Genomic DNA, 21,688 nt, shown 5'->3' on the forward strand with positions numbered 1-21,688 from the left:
TCCTTGAAGCTCCATCGATCGTCTCTGCCCACTGCCACGAACTGCCACGAAATGAAAAATCCCCTCGCACAGGAGGGGACGCCGCGCCGACTCCGACGGAATGTCGTCATCCGTCGGGACTGGTCAGCGCGGCTCGATAAGCAGGAGGCGTACGGCACGCATGGCGCCAGGGTACCGCAGGGCCCGCGGCGGCCGCATCGATGTCCACGCTGCGGCACGCGAAGAAGCGGGCCACCCGATCCGGGTGACCCGCTTCTCTTTTGTGGAGCTAAGGAGAATTGAACTCCTGACCTCCTGCATGCCATGCAGGCGCTCTACCAACTGAGCTATAGCCCCTTGCTGTTTCCGTCTCCGTTTCGGTTTCCCTCGCGGCGACAGACAGAACATTAACCGGCTCCCCGGCAGATCTCCAAATCGGTTTCCGAGGGGGCCTCCGGGGCGGCGGGTAGGGTCGCCGACTGTGTCCGTCTCCGTGCTCTCCAAGACCCGCGCCCGGCCGTGGCCCCTGGCCACCGCCGCGGCGATATGCCTGCTCTCCTTCGCCGCGTTCTGGGTGGCCCAGCGCCTCGCCCACGTGAACATGCTGGACGTGATGGTCTACCGGGCCGAGGGGGAGACGCTCCGCGCGGGCGGCGACCTGTACGCGATGCGCGCCACGTCGGCGAACCTCGCCATGACGTACCCGCCCTTCGCGGCCGTGCTGTTCCTGCCGCTGACCCTGGTGAGCGTCCCGGTGATGCGGACGCTGTCCACGGCCGGGAACCTGCTCCTGGTGGTGGCCCTGGTCCAGCTCTCGCTCCAGCTGGTCCGCCCGGCGCTGTCCCGCGCGGACCGGCGGACGGACCTGTGGCGCACGACACTGTGGGTCGCCGCGGTCGTGGTCTGGTGCGAGCCCGTGTGGACGACGCTGCGGTACGGGCAGATCAACCTGCTCGTCGCGGTGGCGGTGCTCTGGGACCTGACGCGCCGCGAGGGCAGCCGCTGGGCCGGCGTGGGCATCGGGCTCGCGACGGCGGTGAAACTCACCCCGGGCCTGTTCGTGGTCCTGCTGCTCGCCGTCGGTCTGCTGCAGTGGCGCCGGGACCGCGGGCTGGGCCCGGGCCGGAACCCGTGGCTGCGCACGGCGGTGACGGCGACCGGCGTCTTCCTCGGGACGACGCTGACGGTGGCGCTCGTCCTGCCGGCCGACTCGAAGCGGTTCTGGACGCAGACGCTGTTCGAGACGGGCCGGGTCGGCTTCGCGGAGGAGACCGCGAACCAGTCGCTCAGCGGCGTCCTCGCCCGGCTGATGCACACGGACTCGCCGGGCGTCTGGTGGCTGCTGGCCGCCGCCGTCTTCGGCGGGGTGTCGATGGTCCTCGCCGTACGGGCGGGGCTGCGCGGCGACCGGGCGGTGGCCGTGGTCGTCTGCGCGTTCACGGCGCTGATGGTCAGCCCCATCTCCTGGTCCCACCACTGGGTCTGGTGCGTGCCGCTGCTGATCCTGCTCGCGGACCGCTCCACGCGCGCGTGGCCGGTGACGGGTGCGGTTGCGCTCGCCTTCGCGTCGTTCGCGCTGTGGTGGGTGCCGCACGACCCGGGCCGCCCCGAACTCGACCAGAACGCGGGCCAGATGCTGCTCTCGGCGGTCTACCCGCTGACGGCGACGGCGCTGCTCGTGGGATACGCGCTGACGTTGCGCCGCCGCCCGGCGACGGCGCCTCAGGCCGTGGCGAAGGAGTAGAACCGCTTGAGGGTGCAGTGCTCGTCGAGGAGCCGGCCGTAGATCGGCTCGCCCTCCAGCTCGCGGTACGTCTCGATCGGGTCGCCTTTTATGATCAGCGCCCGCGCGCACTCCTCGCACCAGTACTGGAACTCCGGGTTGACGGGGTCCATGTCCCGCACGATGGGCGTACCGCTGCCGCACCAGTCGCACTTCCGCCTGTGCGCACCCAAAGGCCACCCTCCCGTCGGAACCCGGTCCCCCTCCGGCCGTCCGATTCTGCCATGGCCCCGCAAGGGGTTCAGCGCGCTCGGCGCAGCTGCCCCGCCCCGGCCGCGACGAACGAGGCGGCGGCGAGCGCGAGGGCGGTGGCCCACAGCGCGTCGGCGGAGTTCCCCGCCCCCGGTCCGGCGGCCCCGGCCAGGAAGAGGGTGCCGAAGGTGGCGACGCCGACGAGCTGCCCGAGCTGGGTGACGGTGGCGAGCAGACCGCTGGCGTCGGCCGCGTCCTCGGGCCGTACGGCGGCCAGGGCGCCGGTCAGGGCGGGGCTGAAGGCCAGGGCGAGCCCCGTGCCCATCGCGACGAGCGCCGGATACAGTGCCCAGCCGCCCGCGCCGCCGTCCTTCAGGACGAGGCCGAGTGCGAGGGAGGCGAGGCCCGCGAGCAGGAACCCGCCGGGGATCAGGGCGCCCCTCAGCCGCTCCGGCCACCGTCGCCAGGTGAGGCCCACGACGCCGAACGCGACGGCGGCGGGACCGAAGGTGAGCCCCGCGCGCAGGGCGCTGTGCCCGAGGCCGCCCTGGAGGTGGAGGGTGAGGGTGAAGAGGAACCCGGCGTTGACGGCCATCGCCACGACGATCCGGAACACGGCCCGTCCCATGCCGGGGATGCGCAGCACCCGAGGGGCGATCAGCGGCGCGCCACCGCGCCGGGCGAGCCCCGACTCGTACGCGCCGAAGGCCGCGAGCAGCACCAGGGAGCCGCCCGTCGAGAGCAGGGACCACAGCGGCCAGTCCTGCTCCTGGCCGAGGACCAGGGGCACGGTCAGCAGCGTGACGGCGGCGGCGAGGAGCAGGAGGCCCGGCAGGTCCTGGCTGCGGCCCCGCTCGGGCGCGGTGCGGGTGTCACGGGGCAGGACCCGGGCGCCGAGGACCAGCAGGGCGATCCCGAGCGGCACGTTGACCAGGAAGACCGGCCGCCAGCCCGTACCGAAGAGGTCGGCGCTGACGAGGACACCGCCCACCACCTGTCCCGCGGCGGCTCCGGTGGCGAGGACCGCGGAGTACGCGCCGAGCGCCCGGACCCGGCCCTCGCCGGTGAAGGTGCGCTGGATGAGGCTCAGCACCTGGGGGATCATCAGGGCCGCTCCCGCGCCCTGGGCGATCCGGAAGGCGATCAACTGGCCCGTGTCCGCGACGAGTCCGCACGCGAGCGAGGCGGCGGTGAAGACGGCGAGGCCCGCGAGGTAGGCGCGCCGGTGGCCGAGCAGCTCGCCGAGGCGCGCGCCCGTGATCAGCAACACCGCGTAGGCGATGGTGTATCCGGCGACGACGAGCTGGAGTCCGGCTCCGGAGGCGGAGAGTTCGGCGCGGATCGTCGGGGCGGCGACGTTGACGATGAAGACGTCGAGCAGCGCCATGAACTGGGCGGCGAGCACCACGCCCAGCAGCAGCCCGGGACGATTGTCGGTGCCGCGGTCTTTACTGAGTACGGGACGTGTTGCGGTCGAGGTCATGCGCCCAGCATGACCTCGAGCGGATACGGGTAACGAGAGCCCGCCGATGCTGGTACTGACACCACCTGGCAGCGGCGGCACGGGGACTCGACCATGGGGGTGTGACGACTTTGGCAGTACCGACTCCAGCGCGCCGCCGGCCGGAACTGGCCGCGTTCCTGCGCAGCCGCAGGGCCCGGGTGACCCCGGAGGACGTGGGCATGCCCCCGGGCCTGCGGCGCCGCACCCCGGGGCTGCGCCGCGAGGAGGTCGCCCAGCTCTCGGGCGTCGGCGTGACCTGGTACACGTGGCTGGAGCAGGGGCGGCCGATCAACGCCTCCGCGCAGGTGCTCGACGCCGTGGCCCGCACGCTCCGCCTCGACCGGCCCGAGCGCGAGCACCTGTACCACCTCGCGGAGGTGCCGTGCGAGCCGGACCTGGCCGCCGAGCCGGTGCAGGCGGTCAGCCCGGAGCTCCAGGGCATCCTGGACGCGCTGGCGCCCCTCCCGGCGGTGCTCTACAACGCGCGGTACGACGTCCTGGCGACCAACTCCACGTACGAGCGGCTGTTCCTGGAGGACAGCGAGGAGGTCGGACGCAACCCGTTCGGCGTGCGGAACGTGCTGTGGGCGCTGTTCACGACGCCGAAGCCCAAGTGCCCGGTGGTGAACCGGGAGGTGGAGCTGCCGCTGATGGTGGCCCAGCTGCGGGGCTCGTACGGGCGCCATGTGGGCGAGCCGGCCTGGGAGTCGTTCGTGCGGCTGCTGTCGGAGGCGAGCCCGTACTTCGCGCGGCTCTGGCGCAGCGGCGACGTGACCCCGCCCGGGACCCGGGTGAAGACGTTCCGGCACGAGCTGGTGGGCGAGGTGCGGATGACCTCGGTCTCGCTGTCGGTCAACGGGATGCCGGAGTGCCGGATCGTGACCTACACGCCGAACGACGAGGCGAGCAGGCGGGCGATCGAGACGCTGCGGGGGCCACGGCCGGGAAACGACGAATCCCGCCCCCTTGCGGGGACGGGATCCGGTGACTGTGGAGCTAAGGAGAATTGAACTCCTGACCTCCTGCATGCCATGCAGGCGCTCTACCAACTGAGCTATAGCCCCTCGTGTTCTTCGCGCTCTGCGCTGCGAACAAGAAGAACTTTAGCCTGTGACCTGCCGGAAAGTGAAATCCGGGTCCGGCGGGCCGCTCCCGGTCGGTCTCAGTCGTCGTCGCCGAGGACCGGCTCGGGCAGGGTGCCGGCGTTGTGCTCCAGGAGGCGCCAGCCGCGCGCGCCCTCGCCGAGGACCGACCAGCAGCAGTTGGAGAGCCCGCCCAGGCCCTCCCAGTGGCGGGCCTCCAGGTCCAGGAGCCGGCCGATGGTGGTGCGGATCGTGCCGCCGTGGCTGACCACGACGAGGGTGCCGTCCTCGGGCAGCTTGTCGGCGTGCTCCAGGACCACCGGGGCGGCCCGGTCGGCGACCTCGGTCTCCAGCTCGCCGCCGCCCCGGCGCACCGGCTCGCCACGCTTCCAGGCCGCGTACTGCTCGCCGTACCGCGCGACGATCTCGTCGTGGGTCAGACCCTGCCACTCCCCCGCGTACGTCTCGCGCAGCGCGGAGTCGTGGGCGACGGTGTGGCCGGTGAGAGCGGCGAGCTCGGCGGCGGTGGCCGCCGCCCGCTTGAGGTCGGAGGCGACGATGGCGTCCGGCTTCAGGGCGGCGAGCAGCCGGGCGGCCCGGCGCGCCTGGGCGACGCCGGTCTCGGTCAGCTCGATGTCCGTGGAGCCCTGGAACCGGCGCTCCAGGTTCCAGGACGTCTGGCCGTGACGCCAGAGGACGATGCGGCGGCCCCTGCCGCTCCTGGTGCTGCTCAGCTCAGCTCACCGTCCGTTCCGTCGGCACCCGTGAGGGCGGCGTGCTCGGCCGCCTTGCCGCGGGTCTTCAGCGCGTCCTCGGGCAGGGGCAGCTCGGGGCAGTCCTTCCACAGCCGCTCGAGGGCGTAGAAGACCCGCTCCTCGCTGTGCTGGACGTGGACGACGATGTCGACGTAGTCCAGGAGGATCCAGCGCGCGTCGCGGTCGCCCTCGCGGCGGACCGGCTTGGCGCCGAGCTCCTTGAGCAGCCGCTCCTCGATCTCGTCGACGATCGACTTGACCTGGCGGTCGTTGGGCGCGGAGGCGAGCAGGAAGGCGTCGGTGATCGACAGCACGTCGCTGACGTCGTACGCGATGATGTCGTGAGCGAGCCGGTCGGCAGCCGCCTGGGCGGCGGCGTTGACGAGCTCGATGGAGCGATCCGTGGCGGTCACATGCAGGCTTTCGTCGGCGGTCCAGTACCCCTCCAGGGTCTCACGGACCGCCGACGGACCCGCAAACGATTACGAAGCGCCCGGAATCCTGTAGTCCTGACCGAGGACGACGGTGACCGCGGCGGTGCCCGTGGGCTTGCCCTTGCGGACCGCCGTGGGCGGCAGCCCCAGCGTCTTGGCCACCTCGGCGGCGGTCGCCTTCTGCGCGTCGTCCGCGTAGAGGACCTGCGAGGTCTCCTCGGTCCCGGTCGTGCTGCCGCCGACGAAGGCGTAGCCGCCGTTGATCAGGACGACCCGGGCGGCCTCGGTGGCGTTCCTGCCGGAGCCGTCCTTGACCGACACCTTCGGCACGCCGCCCGCCTCGGGCGCGGTGACCTTGCCGCCGAGGATGTCCTTGACCACGCTGTCGCTCGCGCCCGCGGTCAGCGTGCCGTCCGCGGCCACCGGGAGCAGCGCCGTCTTGTGGGCGCCGATCTTGGCGTGCTCGGCGAGCTTGGCGAGGGAGGCGCCGAGGTCCTTCTCGGGCAGCGAGGGGTCGAGGATCTGGACGAGGTACTCGACGGCCGTGGTGGCGGACCGGGCGTCGCTGGGCATCTTGCGCAGCACGCCGTACATGACCTGGCCGAAGCGCTGGAGCCGGTGGGCCTCCGCCTCGCCCGGGGCCTGGTAGGTGGCGTAGGCGACGGCCGCGGCGCCGTTCAGGCTCTGCTTGGTGCCCTTCCTGACGAGCGGCTCGGCGCCCTTCTTCCGGGCGGGCACGACGGTGTCGGTGTCGATCTCGATGCCGCCGAGGTACTCGACGAGGTTCTCCAGGTACGGCGTGTCGAGCCGCCAGGTGCCGGTGATCCTCGCGCCGAGGAGGTTGCCGATCGCCTCGCGGGTGCCGCTGGAGCCGTCGGCCTCGACCGACTTGCCGAGGGTGGTGGCGGAGCCCTCGTCGTCGGCGACCACGACCGAGTTCGGGAGCAGGACGGTGGTGCCCTGCTTGGTGGTGGTGTTGTCGACGAGGAGCGCGGTGGCGGTGCCGCCGCCCCGGGTGTCGTGGAGGTGGACGACGATCGTGTCCCGCTTCTGCGGGCCGGTGGCGGTGTTCCGCGGCTGGTCGGGGTCGGCGGAGCCGGGGAGCAGACCGGCGGACCAGAGGTAGCCGACGCCGCCCACGGCGGCCAGGACGAGGACGACGACGAGCGCGACGACCCGGTTGCGGCCGCGCCGCCTGGCCTCCTCGCGCCGCTCGGAGCGGCTCTCGGTGAACTTCAGCCAGTCGATGACGTCCTCGGAGTCCTCGTCGGGCTCCTCGATGAACGAGAACTGCTCGGTGCGGTAGGCCCGCTCCTCGTGCTCGGGCGCGGACCGCTGCCCGGGGACCGGCGCGGTGGACGGCGGCTCGGACTGCGCCTCGGGCGGCGCGGGAGCGGCGACCGGGGCGGCCGCGGAGGCGGCCTGGGGCGGGGCCGTGGGCTGCGGGGCGGCCCACTGCTGTCCGGTGTCGTACGAGGGGTACGCGTACTCCTGCTGCTGACCCGCGTACGGGTCGTACGGCTGCTGGGCCGGCTGCGCGTCCGGCCGGGCGTACGGGTCGTAGACGTACTGCTGGGGCTGCGGGGGCTGCGGGTACTCCTGCTGAGGCTGCTGAGGCTGGTGGTGCTGCTGGGCGTACGGGTCGTACGGGTCGTACGGCTGCTGCGCCTGCTGCGGGACCTGCTGCTGGTACACCGGCTGCCCGTACGCGTCGTAGCCGATGATCTGCGGCTGCGGATGGTACGGGTCGTACGGGTTCTGCTGGTCGTTCACCGGTGCCCCTTCCGACTCACTCGCCGCGGTACAGCTGACGCTTGTCGATGTAGCGCACCACGCCGTCCGGGACCAGATACCAGACGGGATCGCCCTGCGCGACGCGTGCCCGGCAGTCCGTGGAGGAGATGGCGAGCGCGGGGACCTCGACGAGCGAGACGCCGCCCTCGGGCAGCCCGTCGTCGGTCAGGTCGTGGCCCGGTCGGGTGACCCCGATGAAGTGCGCGAGCGAGAAGAGCTCCTCGGCGTCGCGCCAGGTGAGGATCTGCGACAGCGCGTCGGCCCCGGTGATGAAGAAGAGGTCGGAGTCGCTGTTCAGGGAGCGCAGGTCCCGCAGGGTGTCGATGGTGTACGTCGCGCCGCCCCGGTCGATGTCGATGCGGCTGACCGAGAACTGCGGGTTGGACGCCGTGGCGATGACCGTCATCAGATAGCGGTCCTCGGCCGGCGACACGGCCTTGTGGCTCTTCTGCCACGGCTCCCCGGTCGGTACGAACACCACCTCGTCGAGGTGGAACAGGGCGGCGACCTCGCTGGCCGCCACCAGGTGTCCGTGGTGGATCGGGTCGAACGTCCCGCCCATCACGCCGAGTCGGCGCTTGCCGCGGCTGCCAGTAGGCACTTCCTGCTCTCCCATGCGTGCAGAGCCTACTGGCACGGCGGCGAACGCCGGATCGGCGGACTCCCGGATCAGCGGACTCCCGGCTCGGCGGTCGGTCGCGGTCGGCTCAGCGGTCGCGGTTGAAGCGGGTGGTGATCCAGAGCAGGAGCATGAGCGCGATGAAGGCGCCGCCGCCCGTGATGTACGGGTTGAGGCTGTTGTGGTTGCCGCCGTGCTCGGCGCCCTCGGAGGCGAGCGTGACCAGGTTGGCGGCGGTGGTGTGGAGGCTCATCTTCGGCAGGACCTATCGATCGGGGATGGGAGCGGAGACTTCGCGCACATCGTATGCGGGCGGTCCTGGCAGTCTCACGCCGACTCAGGCGTTGGCGTCTTCCCTCCTCCGTCGTCCACAACGCCCGGGTTGTCCACAGGCTCCGGCACGCGGTGGCGCCAGCGCCTAGGGTGGGTCCAGTCAGGGGGACGAGCACCGACTCGTACGAACAGGGGGCATCCATGACCGAGAACCACGAGGGAAACGTGCCGAGCAGGCAGCGCAAGCGGTTCCCCGGCATCTCCTCGCGGGCCTACGAGCACCCGGCCGACCGCTCGGCGCTGGTGGCTCTGCGGAAGCTCAGCGGCTTCGACACGGCCTTCAAGGCGCTCAGCGGGCTGCTGCCCGAGCGCAGCCTGCGGCTCCTCTACCTCTCGGACTCCGTCCGGGTGAGCGACGCGCAGTTCAGCCACCTCAACGACATGCTGCGGGACGCCTGTTACGTCCTGGACCTGGAGAAGGTCCCGGCGATGTACGTGACGCAGGACCCGAAGCCCAACGCGATGTGCATCGGCCTGGACGAGCCGATCATCGTCCTCACCACCGGTCTGGTGGAGCTCCTCGACGAGGAGGAGATGCGCGCGGTCGTCGGCCACGAGGTCGGCCACGCCCTCTCGGGGCACGCCGTCTACCGCACGGTCCTGCTGTTCCTCACCAACCTGGCGCTCAGGATCGCCTGGCTCCCGCTGGGGAACGTCGCGGTCATGGCGATCGTGACGGCGCTGCGGGAGTGGTTCCGCAAGTCGGAGCTCTCCGCGGACCGGGCGGGCCTGCTGGTCGGGCAGGACGTGCAGGCCTCGATGCGGGGTCTGATGAAGATCGCCGGCGGCAACCACCTGCACGAGATGAACGTGGACGCGTTCCTCGCCCAGGCGGACGAGTACGAGAAGGCGGGGGACCTGCGGGACTCGGTCCTGAAGATCCTCAACGTGCTGCCGCGCTCGCACCCCTTCACCGCCGTGCGGGCGGCGGAGCTGCGGAAGTGGTCCGAGAGCCGTGACTTCCAGCGGATCATGGACGGGCACTACCCGAAGCGCTCGGAGGACAAGGACACCTCGGTCACCGACTCCTTCCGGGAGTCGGCGGGGCACTACGCCGAGACGGTGCGTACCAGCAAGGACCCGCTGATCAAGCTGGTCGGGGACATCGCGGGCGGCGCGGGCGACCTGGCGGGCGACCTCGGCGGTCGGCTCAGGAACCGGTTCGGCGGCCAGAGCGGCCAGAGTGGCCAGAGCGGCAAGCCGGCCGGCGGCGACCGGGCCGCGGAGAACGGCGGCGAGCGGGACGGGGACGGTCAGAGAGAGGGCTGAGCGCCCGGCGCGAGCGCCCCGCACAGGGACGGGGCGGCGGGCCGCTGCGTGGCGTACGGGTCGGTGATCGCCGGCCCGCCCCCCTCCTCGGCCCGCGCGCCCGCGAGGAGCGGCTTCAGGGAGCCGGTGGCGTCCGCGCCGCACGCCTGCGGGCCCGCCTCGACGGTGCTGGTCAGCAGCTCGGCCCGGTGCATCCGCAGGTCCTCGCGGTCGAAGCGGAAGTGGACCTGGCGGTGGACGGTGAAGAGGGACGCCTCGGACGGCGGGGCCGTCCCGCCGTTCACGGGACGCAGGGCGTACGTGAAGGTGTGGTCCGCCACGACGTCCAGGGTTTCGACGGACGTCTCCTCGAAGCGCAGGGTGCCCCGCACCCGGGCGGCGGGGTCGGCGAGGACGACCTGCCGGGGGTCGAAGCGGACGAGCCAGCCCGCGAGGGCGTGGCGGCCGTCGTCGGCGGGTGTCTCGACGGCCCGGTCGAACTGGGCCTGCTGGTCGGGGTCGATCAGCAGGCGCGCGGGCCGGACGGTCGTCCCGGCGAGGACCTCGGGCTCCAGGGAGGAGGCCACGAGGTAGTCCTTGGCGATGCCGAGGGCGGCGACGACCTGGCTCTCCGAGAAGTGCATCGTGCGGGCGGCGACGGGCAGGGTGATGCCGGCGGCTCCCGAGCGGTACTCGGCGGCGGGGCTGCGGGCGAAGAGCCGGTCCGGCGGGCCGCCCGGGACGGCGGTGCGCGGGGCGAGGGGGATCACGGTGGTGCGCAGCGGCTCGGCCCGCTGGTCGACGGGGGGCTGGTACGGGTTGCGCACGCCCAGGTAGATGGCGGTGCCGAAGGCGAGGAGGATCAGCAGGACCAGCAGGGCCGCCTGGCGGGAGCCGGTGCGGCCGGACTCCCGGGGGGAGCGGCTGCGGACGGCCTGGGCGTACTCGCCCATCCGTTCCTGGGCGGAGAACTCCTGGAGCCGGGCAGCGCGGACGAACGACTCGTCGAAGACGACGGATCGGTACTCGTCCTCACCGCCGGGGAGCCCCTCGGGGGTCCCCTCAGGCGGGTCGCCACGCCCTGCCATACCTTCAGGGTAGGTCGGCGGGGGGCGCCGTAAACGCCCAGGTACACGACAAGTTCCGAAGAATTCGGCCGTCAGGGTGTGCCGGGCAGGGCGGTCGCGGGCGGGGGCGCCGGTGCGGGGGCCGCGGACGGGGTCGCGGTGGCCGTCGACGGCGGCGGCTCGTGGCCGACGGGGACCCGTACGGACGGGCCGTCGGCGGCGGGCGGCGCCGGGTTCGGGGTCGGCTTGTCGACGCCGGTGGTGGCGGGCGGCGGGACCTGGTCCTGACGGTTCGCGGCGGCGCCGCGGTAGACGGCGGCGAAGGCGAGGGCGACCATGCCGATGCCCATGAGGAGGGCGAGGATCCAGGCGACGGGCCGGTGCCAGCGGGCGCGGCCCCGGTAGGGGCGCAGGGCGCCTCCGTGGCGGCCGTAGGGGCTGTCGTCGTCGCCGATGTCGTCGGGCTCGTAGGTGAGGCCCGCGGGGTCGTAGCCGTCCTCGTAAGGGTCGTCGTCGACGGAGCCGCCGCCGGCGCGGGCGCGGGCGGATTCCGCCTCGGCGCGGGCCTGGGCCGCGGCGAGGAGACGCTCGACGGCGGTCGGTTCGTGGACGGGGGCGGCCCGCACGAAGTCCTCGTCGAAGACCACGGCGGCGTAGTCCTCGTCTGCGCCTCCGCGGTCGACAGAGTCCTCGGGGTCTGCGCCGTCCGGGAACGGCGTGCCCCCCACGTCGTCCGGCACGGATTCAGAGTAGACCCGGGAGGGGGTTTTGGGCAGGGAGAGTGCGAACCCTCCCCGCCCAACCGATAAGGAGGCGATTACCGGATGTGACCGTCACCGGTGACGATGTACTTGGTCGAGGTGAGCTCCGGAAGGCCCATGGGGCCGCGGGCGTGGAGCTTCTGGGTGGAGATGCCGATCTCCGCGCCGAAGCCGAACTGTCCGCCGTCCGTGAACCGGGTGGACGCGTTCACGGCGACGGTGGTCGAGTCGACCAGCTGGGTGAAGCGGCGGGCCGCGGCCTGCGAGGTGGTGACGATGGCCTCGGTGTGGCCGGAGGACCACGTGCGGATGTGCTCGACGGCCTTGTCGAGGGAGTCGACGACGGCGGCGGCGATGTCGTACGAGAGGTACTCGGTCTCCCAGTCCTCGGTCGTGGCCGGGACGACGGTGGCCTTGGAGCCCTCGGCGTGGGCGAGGACCCGCTCGTCGGCGTGGACGGTGACCCCGGCCTCGGCGAGGGCGGCCAGTGCGCGGGGAAGGAACGCCTCGGCGATGTCCTCGTGGACGAGGAGGGTCTCGGCGGCGTTGCAGACGCTGACCCGCTGCGCCTTGGAGTTGATCAGGATGTCGACGGCCGTGTCGAGGTCGGCCTGGGCGTCGACGTAGACGTGGCAGTTGCCGGTCCCGGTCTCGATGACGGGGACGGTGGACTCCTCGACGACCGTGCGGATGAGGGAGGCGCCGCCGCGCGGGATGAGGACGTCGACGAGGCCGCGGGCGCGCATGAGCTCGCGCACGGAGTCGCGGGACTCGCCGGGGACGAGCTGGATGGCGTCGGCCGGGAGTCCGGCGCCGCCGATGGCGTCGCGGAGCACCTTCACGAGGGCGGTGTTGGAGGCGTACGCCGAGGAGGAGCCGCGCAGCAGGACCGCGTTGCCGGACTTGAGGCAGAGGGCGGCGGCGTCGACGGTGACGTTGGGCCGGGCCTCGTAGATGATGCCGACCACGCCGAGCGGGACGCGGACCTGGCGGAGGTCGATGCCGTTGGGGAGGGTCGAGCCGCGGACGACCTCGCCGACGGGGTCGGGCAGCGCGGCCACGTCCCGGACGTCGGCGGCGATGGCCCGGACGCGCTCCGGGGTGAGGGTGAGGCGGTCGATGATGGCCTCGCTGGTGCCCGCCTCGCGGGCCTTGGCGATGTCCTCGGCGTTGGCCTCGACGATCTCCGCGGTCCGCACTTCGAGGGCGTCCGCGATCGCCAGGAGGGCGTCGTCCTTGGTGGCGCGCGGGAGTGGCGCGATCTGGGCGGCGGCGCCACGGGCCCGGTAGGCGGCCCGGGTGACCGGGGAGAGGTTGTCGAGGGGCGTGAGCGAGGTCATGTCCGCAGGGTACTGGCAGCCCTGCGGACATCCCTCACGTATCCCGCACTCCGAGACGCGTCCGCGGACACTCCCCGGACACCTCCGGGACGCCCCCCGAGCGGCGCGCGGCGGCCCGGGGCGTCCCCGAGGGCCCGGACGACGGCCCCGGGGGCGGCGGGCCGAGTCAGTAGGGGTGCACGCCGACCGGGGCGGCCGGCGGTGGGCCGTAGCCCTCCGCGATCCGCTGGTGGTAGGTCTCGCGGTCGATGACCTCGAGGCCGACGATCTCCCAGGGCGGCAGCTTCGCGGTCTGCCGGTGCTCGCCCCACAGCCGCAGGGCGACGGCCGCGGCGTCGTGCAGGTCGCGGGCCTCCTCCCAGTAGCGGATCTCGGCGTGGTCGTTGGCGTAGCGGCTGGTCAGCAGGAAGGGGTGGTCGTGTGCCAGCTGTTCGAGTCCGCGCCGCACCTCCTTCAGCGGTGACTCCACGCCCGAGACGCTGAGGGTGATGTGCCAGAGCTTCGACACGGGCCGCTTCTCGGCGGCGCGTGCCTCGGGTGTGTCGCTCTTCCGGTCCGTCTTCCGGTCCGTCTTCCCGTCCGTGGCCCTGTCCCGTGCCTCGTCGAAGTCGGCTCCGGCCTCGACACTGGTCAGGGCGCGTTCGGCAGTCCCGCGGGGCAGTGCCCCTGGGCGCGCTCGTCTCACCGGCGGCCTCCTGTGTGATGCGTGTGGTGCTGTACCCCGCCTTGCTCTTACCCCCGAGACAAAGTTGACCAGTCCGAGGCGGTACGTGGGGCGGTTTTGGTGAACGTCCCTTCCGGATGGCAGGAGTTTCAGCCGTTTCGGCGGGGGTTTCGCAAGGGCTTCCGCGGCGTCTTTCAGCCGATGACGACGAGGTCGTCGCGGTGGACGACCTCCCGCTCGTACTCGGGGCCGAGGGCCTTGGCGAGCTCGTGCGTGGAGCGGCCGAGCATCCGGGGGAGCTCCTTGGCGTCGAAGTTGACGATCCCGCGGGCGACGGGCCGCCCCGTGGTGTCGCGCAGTTCGACGGGGTCGCCGGCCACGAAGTCGCCCTCGACGGCCGCGATCCCGGCGGCGAGCAGCGACTTCTTGCCGTCGACGACGGCCCGTACGGCTCCGTCGTCGAGGGTGAGGGAGCCCTGCGGGGTGGAGGCGTGGGCGAGCCAGAGGAGCCGGTCGGCGGAGCGGCGGCCGGTGCGGTGGAAGTACGTGCCGGTGTCGCGGCCCGCGAGGGCGTCGGCGGCGCGGCTCGCGGAGGTGAGGACGACGGGGACGCCGGCGGCGGCGGCGATCCGGGCCGCCTCGACCTTGGTGACCATGCCGCCGGTGCCGACGCCCGCCTTCCCCGCGGAGCCGATCTCGACGTGCGCGATGTCCTGCGGGCCGCGGACCTCGGCGATGCGCGACGTGCCGGGCTTGGACGGGTCACCGTCGTACAGCCCGTCGACGTCGGAGAGCAGGACGAGCAGGTCGGCGCGGACGAGGTGGGCGACGAGGGCGGCGAGCCGGTCGTTGTCGCCGAAGCGGATCTCGTCGGTGGCGACGGTGTCGTTCTCGTTGACGACGGGCAGCGCGCCCATGGCGAGGAGCTGGTCGAGGGTCCGGTAGGCGTTGCGGTAGTGGGCGCGGCGGCTGGTGTCGTCCGTGGTGAGCAGGACCTGGCCGACGCGGACGCCGTAGCGGGCGAAGGAGGCGGTGTAGCGGGCGACGAGGAGCCCCTGGCCGACGCTGGCGGCGGCCTGCTGGCGCGCGAGGTCCTTGGGGCGGCGGGTGAGGCCGAGGGGGGCGAGGCCTGCGGCGATGGCGCCGGACGAGACGAGGACGATCTCCTTCTCGCCGCCGCTGCGGACCTTGGCGAGGACGTCGACGAGGGCGTCGACGCGGTCGGCGTCGAGGCCCCCGGAGGCGGTGGTGAGCGAGGAGGAGCCGACCTTGACGACGATCCTGCGGGCCTCCGTCACGTACTGCCTCGCCGGATCCGTCTGCACCGTCGTCATCTCCGTCGCCACCTGCGTCGTCCTCACTCGGCCTGTTCCCCGCGGCGCGCGTCGCCCGCCGCGGCTGCGACGCAATCTACGCGAGCCGCGAGGGCTCCCGCTCGTCCGTTCCGTTCCCTGGACCGGACGCCCCGGGCTCGTCGCCGGGCTCGTCCTCGGACCGGCGGGGCACCAGGATGCGCTGGGAGATCAGGTAGGTGAAGGGGATGGCGACGACGGCGGCGACGAGTGGCGCGATCCTGTCGTCCGTTCCGGCCCAGGTGACGAGGGCGTACAGACCGACGCTCTGCACGAGGTAGTTGGTGACGTTGGTGAGTGGGAAGAGCGCGAACTTCTTCCAGGTCGGGCGGGTGCGGTAGGTGAAGTAGGTGTTGAGGAAGAAGGAACCGACCATGCTGAGGAGGAAGGCGAGGGTGTACGCGGCGAAGTACGGCATCCAGGGGTGGAGGAGCAGGTAGCACCCGAAGAACGTGCCGGTGTTGACGCCTCCGACGAGCGCGAAGCGGACTATCTCGGCGAGCCGTGCCCGCCGCCCGGTGGAGCCCATCAGCGGTCCCGTTCGTTGGCGGCGACGCGGATGCGTTCGGCCGCGGCCTGTTCGGCGGCGCCGCGGCCGAAGGAGCGGTGGGTCTCCTTCACCAGGAAGTGCGGCCGGCGCTTCGTCTCGTAGTAGATGCGGCCGATGTACTCGCCGATCAGCCCCAGCATCACCATCTGTACGCCGCCGAGTCCGACCACGATCGCGACCAGGGTGACGTAACCGGGCGCGGTGACGCCCTGGAAGAGGGCGGCCACGGTGATCCAGACCGCGTACAGGGCGGCGAGTCCGCTGAGCATCAGGCCGAGCCAGAGCGCGATGCGCAGGGGCCGGTTGTTGAAGGAGATCAGCCCGTCCATGCCGTAGTTGAGCAGGGAGCCGAACTTCCACTTCGTCTCGCCGCCCTCGCGCGCGGCGTTGCGGTAGTCGAAGGTGACGGTGTCGAAGCCGATCCAGGAGAAGAGGCCCTTGGAGAAGCGGTTGTACTCCGGCAGGGAGAGGAGCGCGTCGACGGCGGGCCGGGAGAGCAGCCTGAAGTCCCCCACGCCGTCGGTGAGTTCGACGTCGACCCAGCGGTTGACGGCACGGTAGTACACGCGGCTGAGCGCCGACCGGAGCTTCTTGTCGCCCTCGCGGGTGCGCCGCGCCATCACCTGGTCGTAGCCCTGGTGGTGGAGGTCGAGCATGCGCGCGAGCAGTTCGGGCGGGTGCTGGAGGTCGGCGTCCATGATGACCACGGCGTCGCCGCTGGCCTTGCGCAGGCCGGCGAGCATGGCGGCCTCCTTGCCGAAGTTGCGGCTGAAGGAGGCGTACTGGGTGCGGTGCGGGTGCCGGGCGGCGATCGCGCGCAGTTTGCCGAGGGTTCCGTCGGAGCTGCCGTCGTCGACGTAACAGATCTCGTAGCCGACCGGGAGTCCGTCGAGGACGTCGCGCATGCGGGTGTCGAACCGCTCGATGACGTCCTCCTCGTTGTAGCAGGGGACGACGACGGAAAGCCTGGTCATGTGAACGGTCACTCCAGAGGGCCGAGCGAGAGTACGTCCTGAGGGACCGCCACCGAACTCTCCGTCGAGCAGCGCGGCCACGGTACGGCGCGGGGGTGACCGGCGTGCGTCGCACGAGTGACCGCTCGCGGTCGGCATGTCGTCCACGCAGCAAAGCATGCGCGGAAGATATTGATATACGGGACATTTTGAACCATTTTTCACCCATAGAGGCGATCTCAGCCACTTGGAGCGACGACCGGTGAGCAGCACGACCCAGGAGACGGACTCGGACGCGGACTCCGAGCCGGAATCGGAGCCGGACGCGGAGCCGGGCACAGAGCCGGAATCGGAGCCGGACGCGGAGAGCGAGAAGGGAACGGGGAAGGAGACGGACGGGAACAGGAGGAGACGGGCCGCGTCCCGCTCCGGGGCGGTCCACCGCGTCGCCGCAGGCCTGGCCCTCCTCGTCGCCGCGGGCGCCGGGGCGCTCCTCGCGGTCGGCGCCTTCCTCGGGCTCTACGTCCGCCCGACCTCCGACGACTGGTGCGCCCTCTGGAAGACCCGGGACCTGGGGCTCCTCGGCATCACCGCGGACTTCTACCGGACCCAGAACGGCCGCGTCACCAACGCCTTCCTGACCGGCCTCGTCTACACCGACGGCATGACGGGCCCGAAGCTGCTGCCCGCGTTCCTCGTCGTGAGCCTCGGCGCCGGGCTGTTCCTCCTCGCCCGCGAGGCGCTGCGCGCGCTGCGCCTGACGGCCCCCGTGGTGACGACGGTCGCGGCCGTGGCCCTGCTCGAAGCGCTCCTGTTCTTCGCGGGGACCCGCCCCTACCAGGCACTCCTCTGGGCCCCCGCCACCCTCTCCCACACGGTGCCGAGCCTCCTCGGCGTCTGGGCGGTGCTCTGCGCCGTGCGGGCCGCGCGCAGCCGCCGCCGCTGGGCGCGGGCCGCCGCCGTCGGCGCCGCCGTGGCGCTCGGCGCCGCGGCCGGCATGCTCAGCGAGCCGTTCGTCGCGACGGCCGGCCTCACCGGCGCGGTGCTGGCCGTGCTCTGCCTGCCCCGGCTCGGCTGGACCCGCGACCGGTACGCGACGACCTGGTGCACCGCCTGGTGCCTCGGCCTGCTCGTCGGCCTCGTCCTGCTCTGGACCTCCCCCGGCGCGCGCTGGCGCCGCTCCGTGCAGCCGAGGGAGCCCTTGTCCGCGGACGCGCTCCGGGCGACGGTCCAGGACTGGCTGCGCATCTGGGAGACGATCCTCGGCCAGTGGGCGTACGCCGGCGCCCTCGCCGTCGGCGTCCTGCTCGGCCTCGGCCTCGGCCTCACGGCGGCGACGACCACGACGGCCAGGACGTCCACGCCCAGGAGGACGCGCCCGGCACCGGCGCCCACGACCGCGACGCCCACGACCGCGACGCCCCCGCGGTGGCTTTTCCTCCTGCTCGTGGCGCTGCCGGTGCCACTGATCGCGCTGGCAAGTCTCGCCGCCGCGTACGGGCTGCACAGCGGGTACGGCGCGAGCGGCTGGACGTACGCCCGCACCTGGACCAGCTTCCTCGTCCCGTTCCTGCTGGCGCTCTGCGGCTACGGCGCCTGGCTCGGCCTCGTCCTCGGCCGCGCCCTCGCCGCGCGGCCCCCCGCGATCGTCGTCGCGAGCGCGGTCGCGGGCGGGCTGGCCCTGGCGAGCGGGACGGCCCTGGTGCCCGCCGCGCGGACGACGACCACGCAGACGGTGGCCCGCAGCATCGCCTGGGACGCGCAGGACGCCCGGATCCGCGCGGAGGTGGCGCGCGGGGCCACGGAGGTGGCGTACCGCCCCCTCTACATCGGGCACCTCGCAGAACCCTTCTTCACCGGGGTGTACGCGAAGGACTGGGCGGCCCAGTGCGCGGCCCGGTACTACGGAGTGGACCGCGTCCGCCGCCCCTGACGCCACCGGGCCACCGAGCCCACGGCCCCGCCCCGGCCCTGCCCTCGACCCAGCCCCCCGGCTCCGGGCCGTCGGCGGGACCACCGGCATCCGGCCACCGCCACCCCACCGCCACCGCCTCGGCGCCGCCCCCCGGCCTCGTACCCCCGGAACCCCGCCGAAGGGTGTGTTCCCCCTCACGTCGGCGGGCCGGGCGTGCAGGGGTTTGGGGTAGGTTCTCGGCACATGTGCCCCCGCGCGGGCGCCGCCGAACCGGCAGCGCCCGTACGGGCGACTCCCGGCGCGTGAGGATGGTTGCCCCCGCGAGCCCCGCTCGTTCCATCACGATCGGGACACGGCACGTGCCGCACCGCCGGAAGGCGCGGCGAACCCGGTGGAGAACACCAGGTAGCTTGGGTGTGTCTGGAGGAAAGACAAGTGGATCGAGGTGCAAGTGCCTGACGTCTCCGTGGTCGTCATCGCCTACAACGACGCAGAGCGTCTCCCGACGGCCGTTCAGTCGGTACTGGATCAGACCCTGCACGGCGTCGAAGTGGTGATCGTCGACGACTGCAGCAAGGACAGCACCTTCGAGGTCGCCCAGGCGCTCGCCGCCGCACACCCGGACCGGGTCAGGGCCTTCCAGCTGCCGCAGAACAGCGGTGGCTGCGGCGCGCCCCGCAACCACGGCATCCAGCAGTGCGCCGGCGACTACGTCATGTTCCTCGACAGCGACGACGTGCTCGAGCGCAACGCCTGCCGCAACATGCTGGAAGCCGCCGAGAGCACCGGCTCCGACATCGTCTCCGGCCTCTGCGTCCGCGTGCACCTGGACAGCCGCTACCAGAAGAAGACCGCCTGGTACCCCTGGCTCTACTCGACGACCCGCACGATCGAGTCGATCACCGAGCTGTCGGACCTCCTGACCTTCGACACCCTGTCGACGAACAAGTGCTACCGGCGCGAGTTCCTCCTGGAGTCGGGGCTCGAGTTCCCGGTCGGCATCCACTACGAGGACCTGCTCTTCTCGGCCCAGGCGTACGTCGCCGCGCGCCGGATCACGCTGATCCCGAACACGGTCTACTACTGGAACGTGCAGGAGAGCGCCGCCGCGAAGTCGATCAGCAACCGGCGCCACGAGATCGCCAACTTCGTGCACCGCATGGAGATCCACCGTCGTGTGGACGCCCTGCTGGAGAGCAAGGGCTACGACGAGCTCAAGTACCGCAAGGACATCAAGTTCCTCAAGCACGACCTGGTCCTCCACTTCCGCGACCTGGCGCTGCTCGACGAGGACTACCGGCGCGAGTTCGCCGAGCTGGCCAACGGCTACCTCGCCGAGATCGACCCGCAGGCGTACGAGGAAGTGCAGCCGCTGCACGCCATCTGCGCCTACCTCCTGAGCAAGGAGGACTGGGAGAACCTGCTGCGGGCCACCGAGGCGCTCACCAACCCGGGCCGCCTCACCTCCCCGCTCGCCGAGGTGGACGAGAAGATCTACTGGTGCGACCGGCACCTGGACACCGAGCAGGGACGCCAGATCCTGGACGTCACCGAGCGCGGCTTCCACACCCGTCCGCTCACGGCGCTCGCCCTCGGCAACAAGCTGACCTCGTACGAGAGCACCGACGGCGTCGTGAAGCTCGCCGGCCGCGTGGTCAACCCGCTGGGCCGGATCAGCCCGGACGCCGAGATCAGCGCCGTCCTGGAGTTCTCCGCCCGCCGCAGCGTCGGCGGGAAGACCGCGCACATCCCCGTGACCCAGGTCCGGCACGCCGGCGAGTGGATCGAGTGGGAGGGCACCGCCGACGTCGCCCGCACCGTCCGCCCGCTCGGCATCATCGACGCCGTCTGGGACGTCCGCCTCATCCTCACGGTCGACGGCGAACGGCTCCGCACCCGCGTCTCCGTCGGCGGCACCTCCCTCGACAACGCCCGCTCCCTGAAGGTCCGCCCGCGCCTCACGACGCTGGTCTCCGACCGCTTCGTCCCCGAGATCACGAAGAAGGGCAACCTGTCCTACGTGCTCTCGGCGGAGGGCAAGGCCGCCGTCCACGCCAGCTCGGTGATCGAGGGCGCCATGCACGGCCGCACCGCCCAGCTGGCGAAGACGAGCCTGCGCCGCCTCCTCAAGGCGAAGAAGGACCTGCAGTCGGGCGAGACCAAGCTGCGCGTCTACCACGAGTTCTACAGCAAGCTGCCGATCCGCAAGGGGCTCGTGGTCTTCGAGAGCCACCTCGGCAAGCAGTACAGCGACAGCCCCAAGGCGATCTACGAGGAGATGCGCCGTCAGGGCGTCGACTTCGAGGCCGTGTGGTCCTACGCGGGCGCGAAGCCGATCGGCTTCCCCGAGGACGCCACCCTGGTGAAGCGCTGGAGCTGGCAGTACCTGCGGGCGCTCGCCCAGGCCGAGTTCTGGATCGACAACCAGGGCTTCCCGCTGCGCCTCACCAAGCGCCCCGGCACCACGTACATCCAGACCTGGCACGGCACGGCCCTCAAGCGGATGGGCTTCGACGAGCCCAACACCAAGGCGCGCGGCCTCGCCGCCCAGGCCTCCTTCCAGCAGGCCCTGGACCGCTTCGACCACTTCCTGATCCGCGGCGAGCACGACCGGCGCACCCTCGCGAAGGGCTTCCGCCTGCGCGACGAGGTGCTGCTGCCCGTCGGCTACCCGCGCAACGACGAACTGGCCGAGGCACGCCGCAAGGAGGCCGAGACCGGCACCCGCGAGCGTGGCCCGCTCGCGGCCGAGCTGGGCATCGACCCGGAGAAGAAGGTGCTGCTGTACGCGCCGACCTTCCGGGCCGCGCCCGGCGGCAAGGTGCGCGCCTTCGAGCCGCCCTTCGACATCGAGGAGTTCGCCGAGCGCTTCGGCGACACCCACACGCTGCTGATCAGGACCCACTACCTGAACAGCGTGACGCTGCCGCCGTCGGTGCGCGGACGGGTCGTCGACGTCTCCAAGCACCACGACATCACCCCGATCCTCGCGCTCGCGGACGGGCTGATCACCGACTACTCGTCCGTGATGTTCGACTACGGGCTGCTCGACCGCCCGATGATCTTCTTCACGTACGACTACGACGAGTACGCCAAGGAGAACCGCGGCACCTACTTCGACCTGAAGGAGCGCGCGCCGGGCCCGGTCGTGGCCACGGAGGAGGAGCTCTTCGGAGTGATCGCCAACTTCAAGGACGAGGCCGACACCAAGTACGCGGCGGCCCGCCAGCGGTTCAACGCAGAGTTCAGCGAGTACGACCGGGGCGACGCGGCCCGTCAGATCGTCGCCAAGTTCTTCACCAGGAGCGGGAAGTGACCAACCAGACCACCGTGTCCGGCGGCCGCGACATCTTCATCGTCTCC

19 protein-coding genes and 2 tRNA genes are annotated in these 21,688 nt (G+C 72.0%); 5 read left to right on the forward strand and 16 right to left on the reverse strand.

Features of this window, described 5'->3' with window-relative positions; translation table 11 throughout:
* Positions 1 to 263 precede the first annotated feature (263 nt).
* Positions 264 to 336 (reverse strand) — tRNA-Ala (locus ACWDVG_RS00910).
* Positions 337 to 460: 124 nt separating this feature from the next.
* Between ACWDVG_RS00910 and ACWDVG_RS00915 the strand changes: the two genes are divergently transcribed.
* Complete coding sequence (locus ACWDVG_RS00915) at positions 461 to 1,723, forward strand: glycosyltransferase 87 family protein (protein WP_451694850.1); 1,263 nt, start codon at positions 461 to 463, stop codon at positions 1,721 to 1,723.
* Here ACWDVG_RS00915 and ACWDVG_RS00920 read toward each other — a convergent pair.
* Both ACWDVG_RS00920 and ACWDVG_RS00925 read right to left on the reverse strand, forming a co-directional pair.
* Entirely contained in the window at positions 1,702 to 1,935 is a 234-nt protein-coding gene (locus ACWDVG_RS00920; protein WP_005317760.1) for a hypothetical protein, read from the reverse strand. The two genes, ACWDVG_RS00915 and ACWDVG_RS00920, sit on opposite strands and share 22 nt — an antisense overlap.
* 68 nt (positions 1,936 to 2,003) lie before the next feature.
* Complete coding sequence (locus ACWDVG_RS00925) at positions 2,004 to 3,437, reverse strand: MFS transporter (RefSeq protein WP_451694851.1); 1,434 nt, start codon at positions 3,435 to 3,437, stop codon at positions 2,004 to 2,006.
* Between the two features lie 101 nt (positions 3,438 to 3,538).
* Here ACWDVG_RS00925 and ACWDVG_RS00930 point away from each other — a divergent pair, with 101 nt between their 5' ends.
* On the forward strand, positions 3,539 to 4,468 hold the full coding sequence (locus ACWDVG_RS00930; protein ID WP_451694853.1) for a helix-turn-helix transcriptional regulator: 930 nt from the start codon (positions 3,539 to 3,541) through the stop codon (positions 4,466 to 4,468).
* On the opposite strand, the gene ACWDVG_RS00935 is transcribed toward ACWDVG_RS00930, so the two are convergent.
* The 6 genes from ACWDVG_RS00935 to ACWDVG_RS00960 form a co-directional block, all read right to left on the reverse strand.
* Positions 4,450 to 4,522, reverse strand: a tRNA-Ala gene (locus ACWDVG_RS00935). The genes ACWDVG_RS00930 and ACWDVG_RS00935 overlap by 19 nt on opposite strands.
* Positions 4,523 to 4,620: 98 nt before the next feature.
* Entirely contained in the window at positions 4,621 to 5,274 is a 654-nt protein-coding gene (locus ACWDVG_RS00940) for a histidine phosphatase family protein (RefSeq protein ID WP_451695098.1), read from the reverse strand.
* Positions 5,271 to 5,708 carry a ribosome silencing factor gene (gene rsfS, locus ACWDVG_RS00945; protein WP_451694855.1) on the reverse strand — a complete coding sequence of 146 codons (438 nt, stop codon included), beginning with the start codon at positions 5,706 to 5,708 and terminating at the stop codon, positions 5,271 to 5,273. Before rsfS ends, ACWDVG_RS00940 begins: the two co-directional genes overlap by 4 nt.
* A gap of 69 nt (positions 5,709 to 5,777) precedes the next feature.
* A complete protein-coding gene (locus tag ACWDVG_RS00950) occupies positions 5,778 to 7,502 on the reverse strand; it encodes an LCP family protein (protein ID WP_451694857.1) in 1,725 nt (574 codons plus the stop codon).
* 16 nt (positions 7,503 to 7,518) lie between these two features.
* Entirely contained in the window at positions 7,519 to 8,139 is a 621-nt protein-coding gene (gene nadD, locus ACWDVG_RS00955; RefSeq protein ID WP_451694858.1) for a nicotinate-nucleotide adenylyltransferase, read from the reverse strand.
* Between the two features lie 91 nt (positions 8,140 to 8,230).
* Positions 8,231 to 8,395 carry a hypothetical protein gene (locus ACWDVG_RS00960; RefSeq protein WP_451694860.1) on the reverse strand — a complete coding sequence of 55 codons (165 nt, stop codon included), beginning with the start codon at positions 8,393 to 8,395 and terminating at the stop codon, positions 8,231 to 8,233.
* Positions 8,396 to 8,616: 221 nt separating this feature from the next.
* Here ACWDVG_RS00960 and ACWDVG_RS00965 point away from each other — a divergent pair, with 221 nt between their 5' ends.
* The gene (locus tag ACWDVG_RS00965) at positions 8,617 to 9,744 is read left to right on the forward strand and encodes a M48 family metallopeptidase (protein ID WP_451694862.1); all 1,128 of its coding nucleotides are present in this window, start codon (positions 8,617 to 8,619) and stop codon (positions 9,742 to 9,744) included.
* Here ACWDVG_RS00965 and ACWDVG_RS00970 read toward each other — a convergent pair.
* The 7 genes from ACWDVG_RS00970 to ACWDVG_RS01000 form a co-directional block, all read right to left on the reverse strand.
* The gene (locus tag ACWDVG_RS00970) at positions 9,729 to 10,811 is read right to left on the reverse strand and encodes an SCO2583 family membrane protein (protein WP_451694865.1); all 1,083 of its coding nucleotides are present in this window, start codon (positions 10,809 to 10,811) and stop codon (positions 9,729 to 9,731) included. The genes ACWDVG_RS00965 and ACWDVG_RS00970 overlap by 16 nt on opposite strands.
* A 71-nt stretch (positions 10,812 to 10,882) precedes the next feature.
* Positions 10,883 to 11,530: an SCO2584 family spore wall biosynthesis protein gene (locus ACWDVG_RS00975; RefSeq protein WP_451694867.1), complete on the reverse strand. Its 648-nt coding sequence runs from the start codon at positions 11,528 to 11,530 to the stop codon at positions 10,883 to 10,885.
* A gap of 77 nt (positions 11,531 to 11,607) precedes the next feature.
* Positions 11,608 to 12,891, reverse strand: a complete 1,284-nt coding sequence (locus ACWDVG_RS00980) for a glutamate-5-semialdehyde dehydrogenase (protein ID WP_451694869.1) — start codon at positions 12,889 to 12,891, stop codon at positions 11,608 to 11,610.
* 166 nt (positions 12,892 to 13,057) lie between these two features.
* Positions 13,058 to 13,576: a hypothetical protein gene (locus tag ACWDVG_RS00985; protein ID WP_451694871.1), complete on the reverse strand. Its 519-nt coding sequence runs from the start codon at positions 13,574 to 13,576 to the stop codon at positions 13,058 to 13,060.
* A gap of 173 nt (positions 13,577 to 13,749) precedes the next feature.
* Entirely contained in the window at positions 13,750 to 14,889 is a 1,140-nt protein-coding gene (gene proB / locus ACWDVG_RS00990) for a glutamate 5-kinase (RefSeq protein ID WP_451695100.1), read from the reverse strand.
* Positions 14,890 to 14,965: 76 nt separating this feature from the next.
* Positions 14,966 to 15,436, reverse strand: coding sequence for a GtrA family protein (locus ACWDVG_RS00995; protein ID WP_451694872.1), 471 nt, complete (start codon positions 15,434 to 15,436; stop codon positions 14,966 to 14,968).
* Positions 15,436 to 16,431 (reverse strand): glycosyltransferase family 2 protein, encoded by a 996-nt coding sequence (locus ACWDVG_RS01000; RefSeq protein WP_451694874.1) that lies wholly within the window; start codon positions 16,429 to 16,431, stop codon positions 15,436 to 15,438. The genes ACWDVG_RS00995 and ACWDVG_RS01000 overlap by 1 nt, the downstream gene beginning before the upstream one ends.
* Positions 16,432 to 16,672: 241 nt before the next feature.
* Between ACWDVG_RS01000 and ACWDVG_RS01005 the strand changes: the two genes are divergently transcribed.
* Both ACWDVG_RS01005 and ACWDVG_RS01010 read left to right on the forward strand, forming a co-directional pair.
* Entirely contained in the window at positions 16,673 to 18,343 is a 1,671-nt protein-coding gene (locus tag ACWDVG_RS01005) for a DUF6056 family protein (protein WP_451694875.1), read from the forward strand.
* A 427-nt stretch (positions 18,344 to 18,770) separates the two neighbouring features.
* Positions 18,771 to 21,641, forward strand: a complete 2,871-nt coding sequence (locus ACWDVG_RS01010; protein ID WP_451694876.1) for a bifunctional glycosyltransferase/CDP-glycerol:glycerophosphate glycerophosphotransferase — start codon at positions 18,771 to 18,773, stop codon at positions 21,639 to 21,641.
* Positions 21,642 to 21,688: the final 47 nt, after the last annotated feature.

Source organism: Streptomyces sp. NPDC003327 (assembly GCF_053589515.1).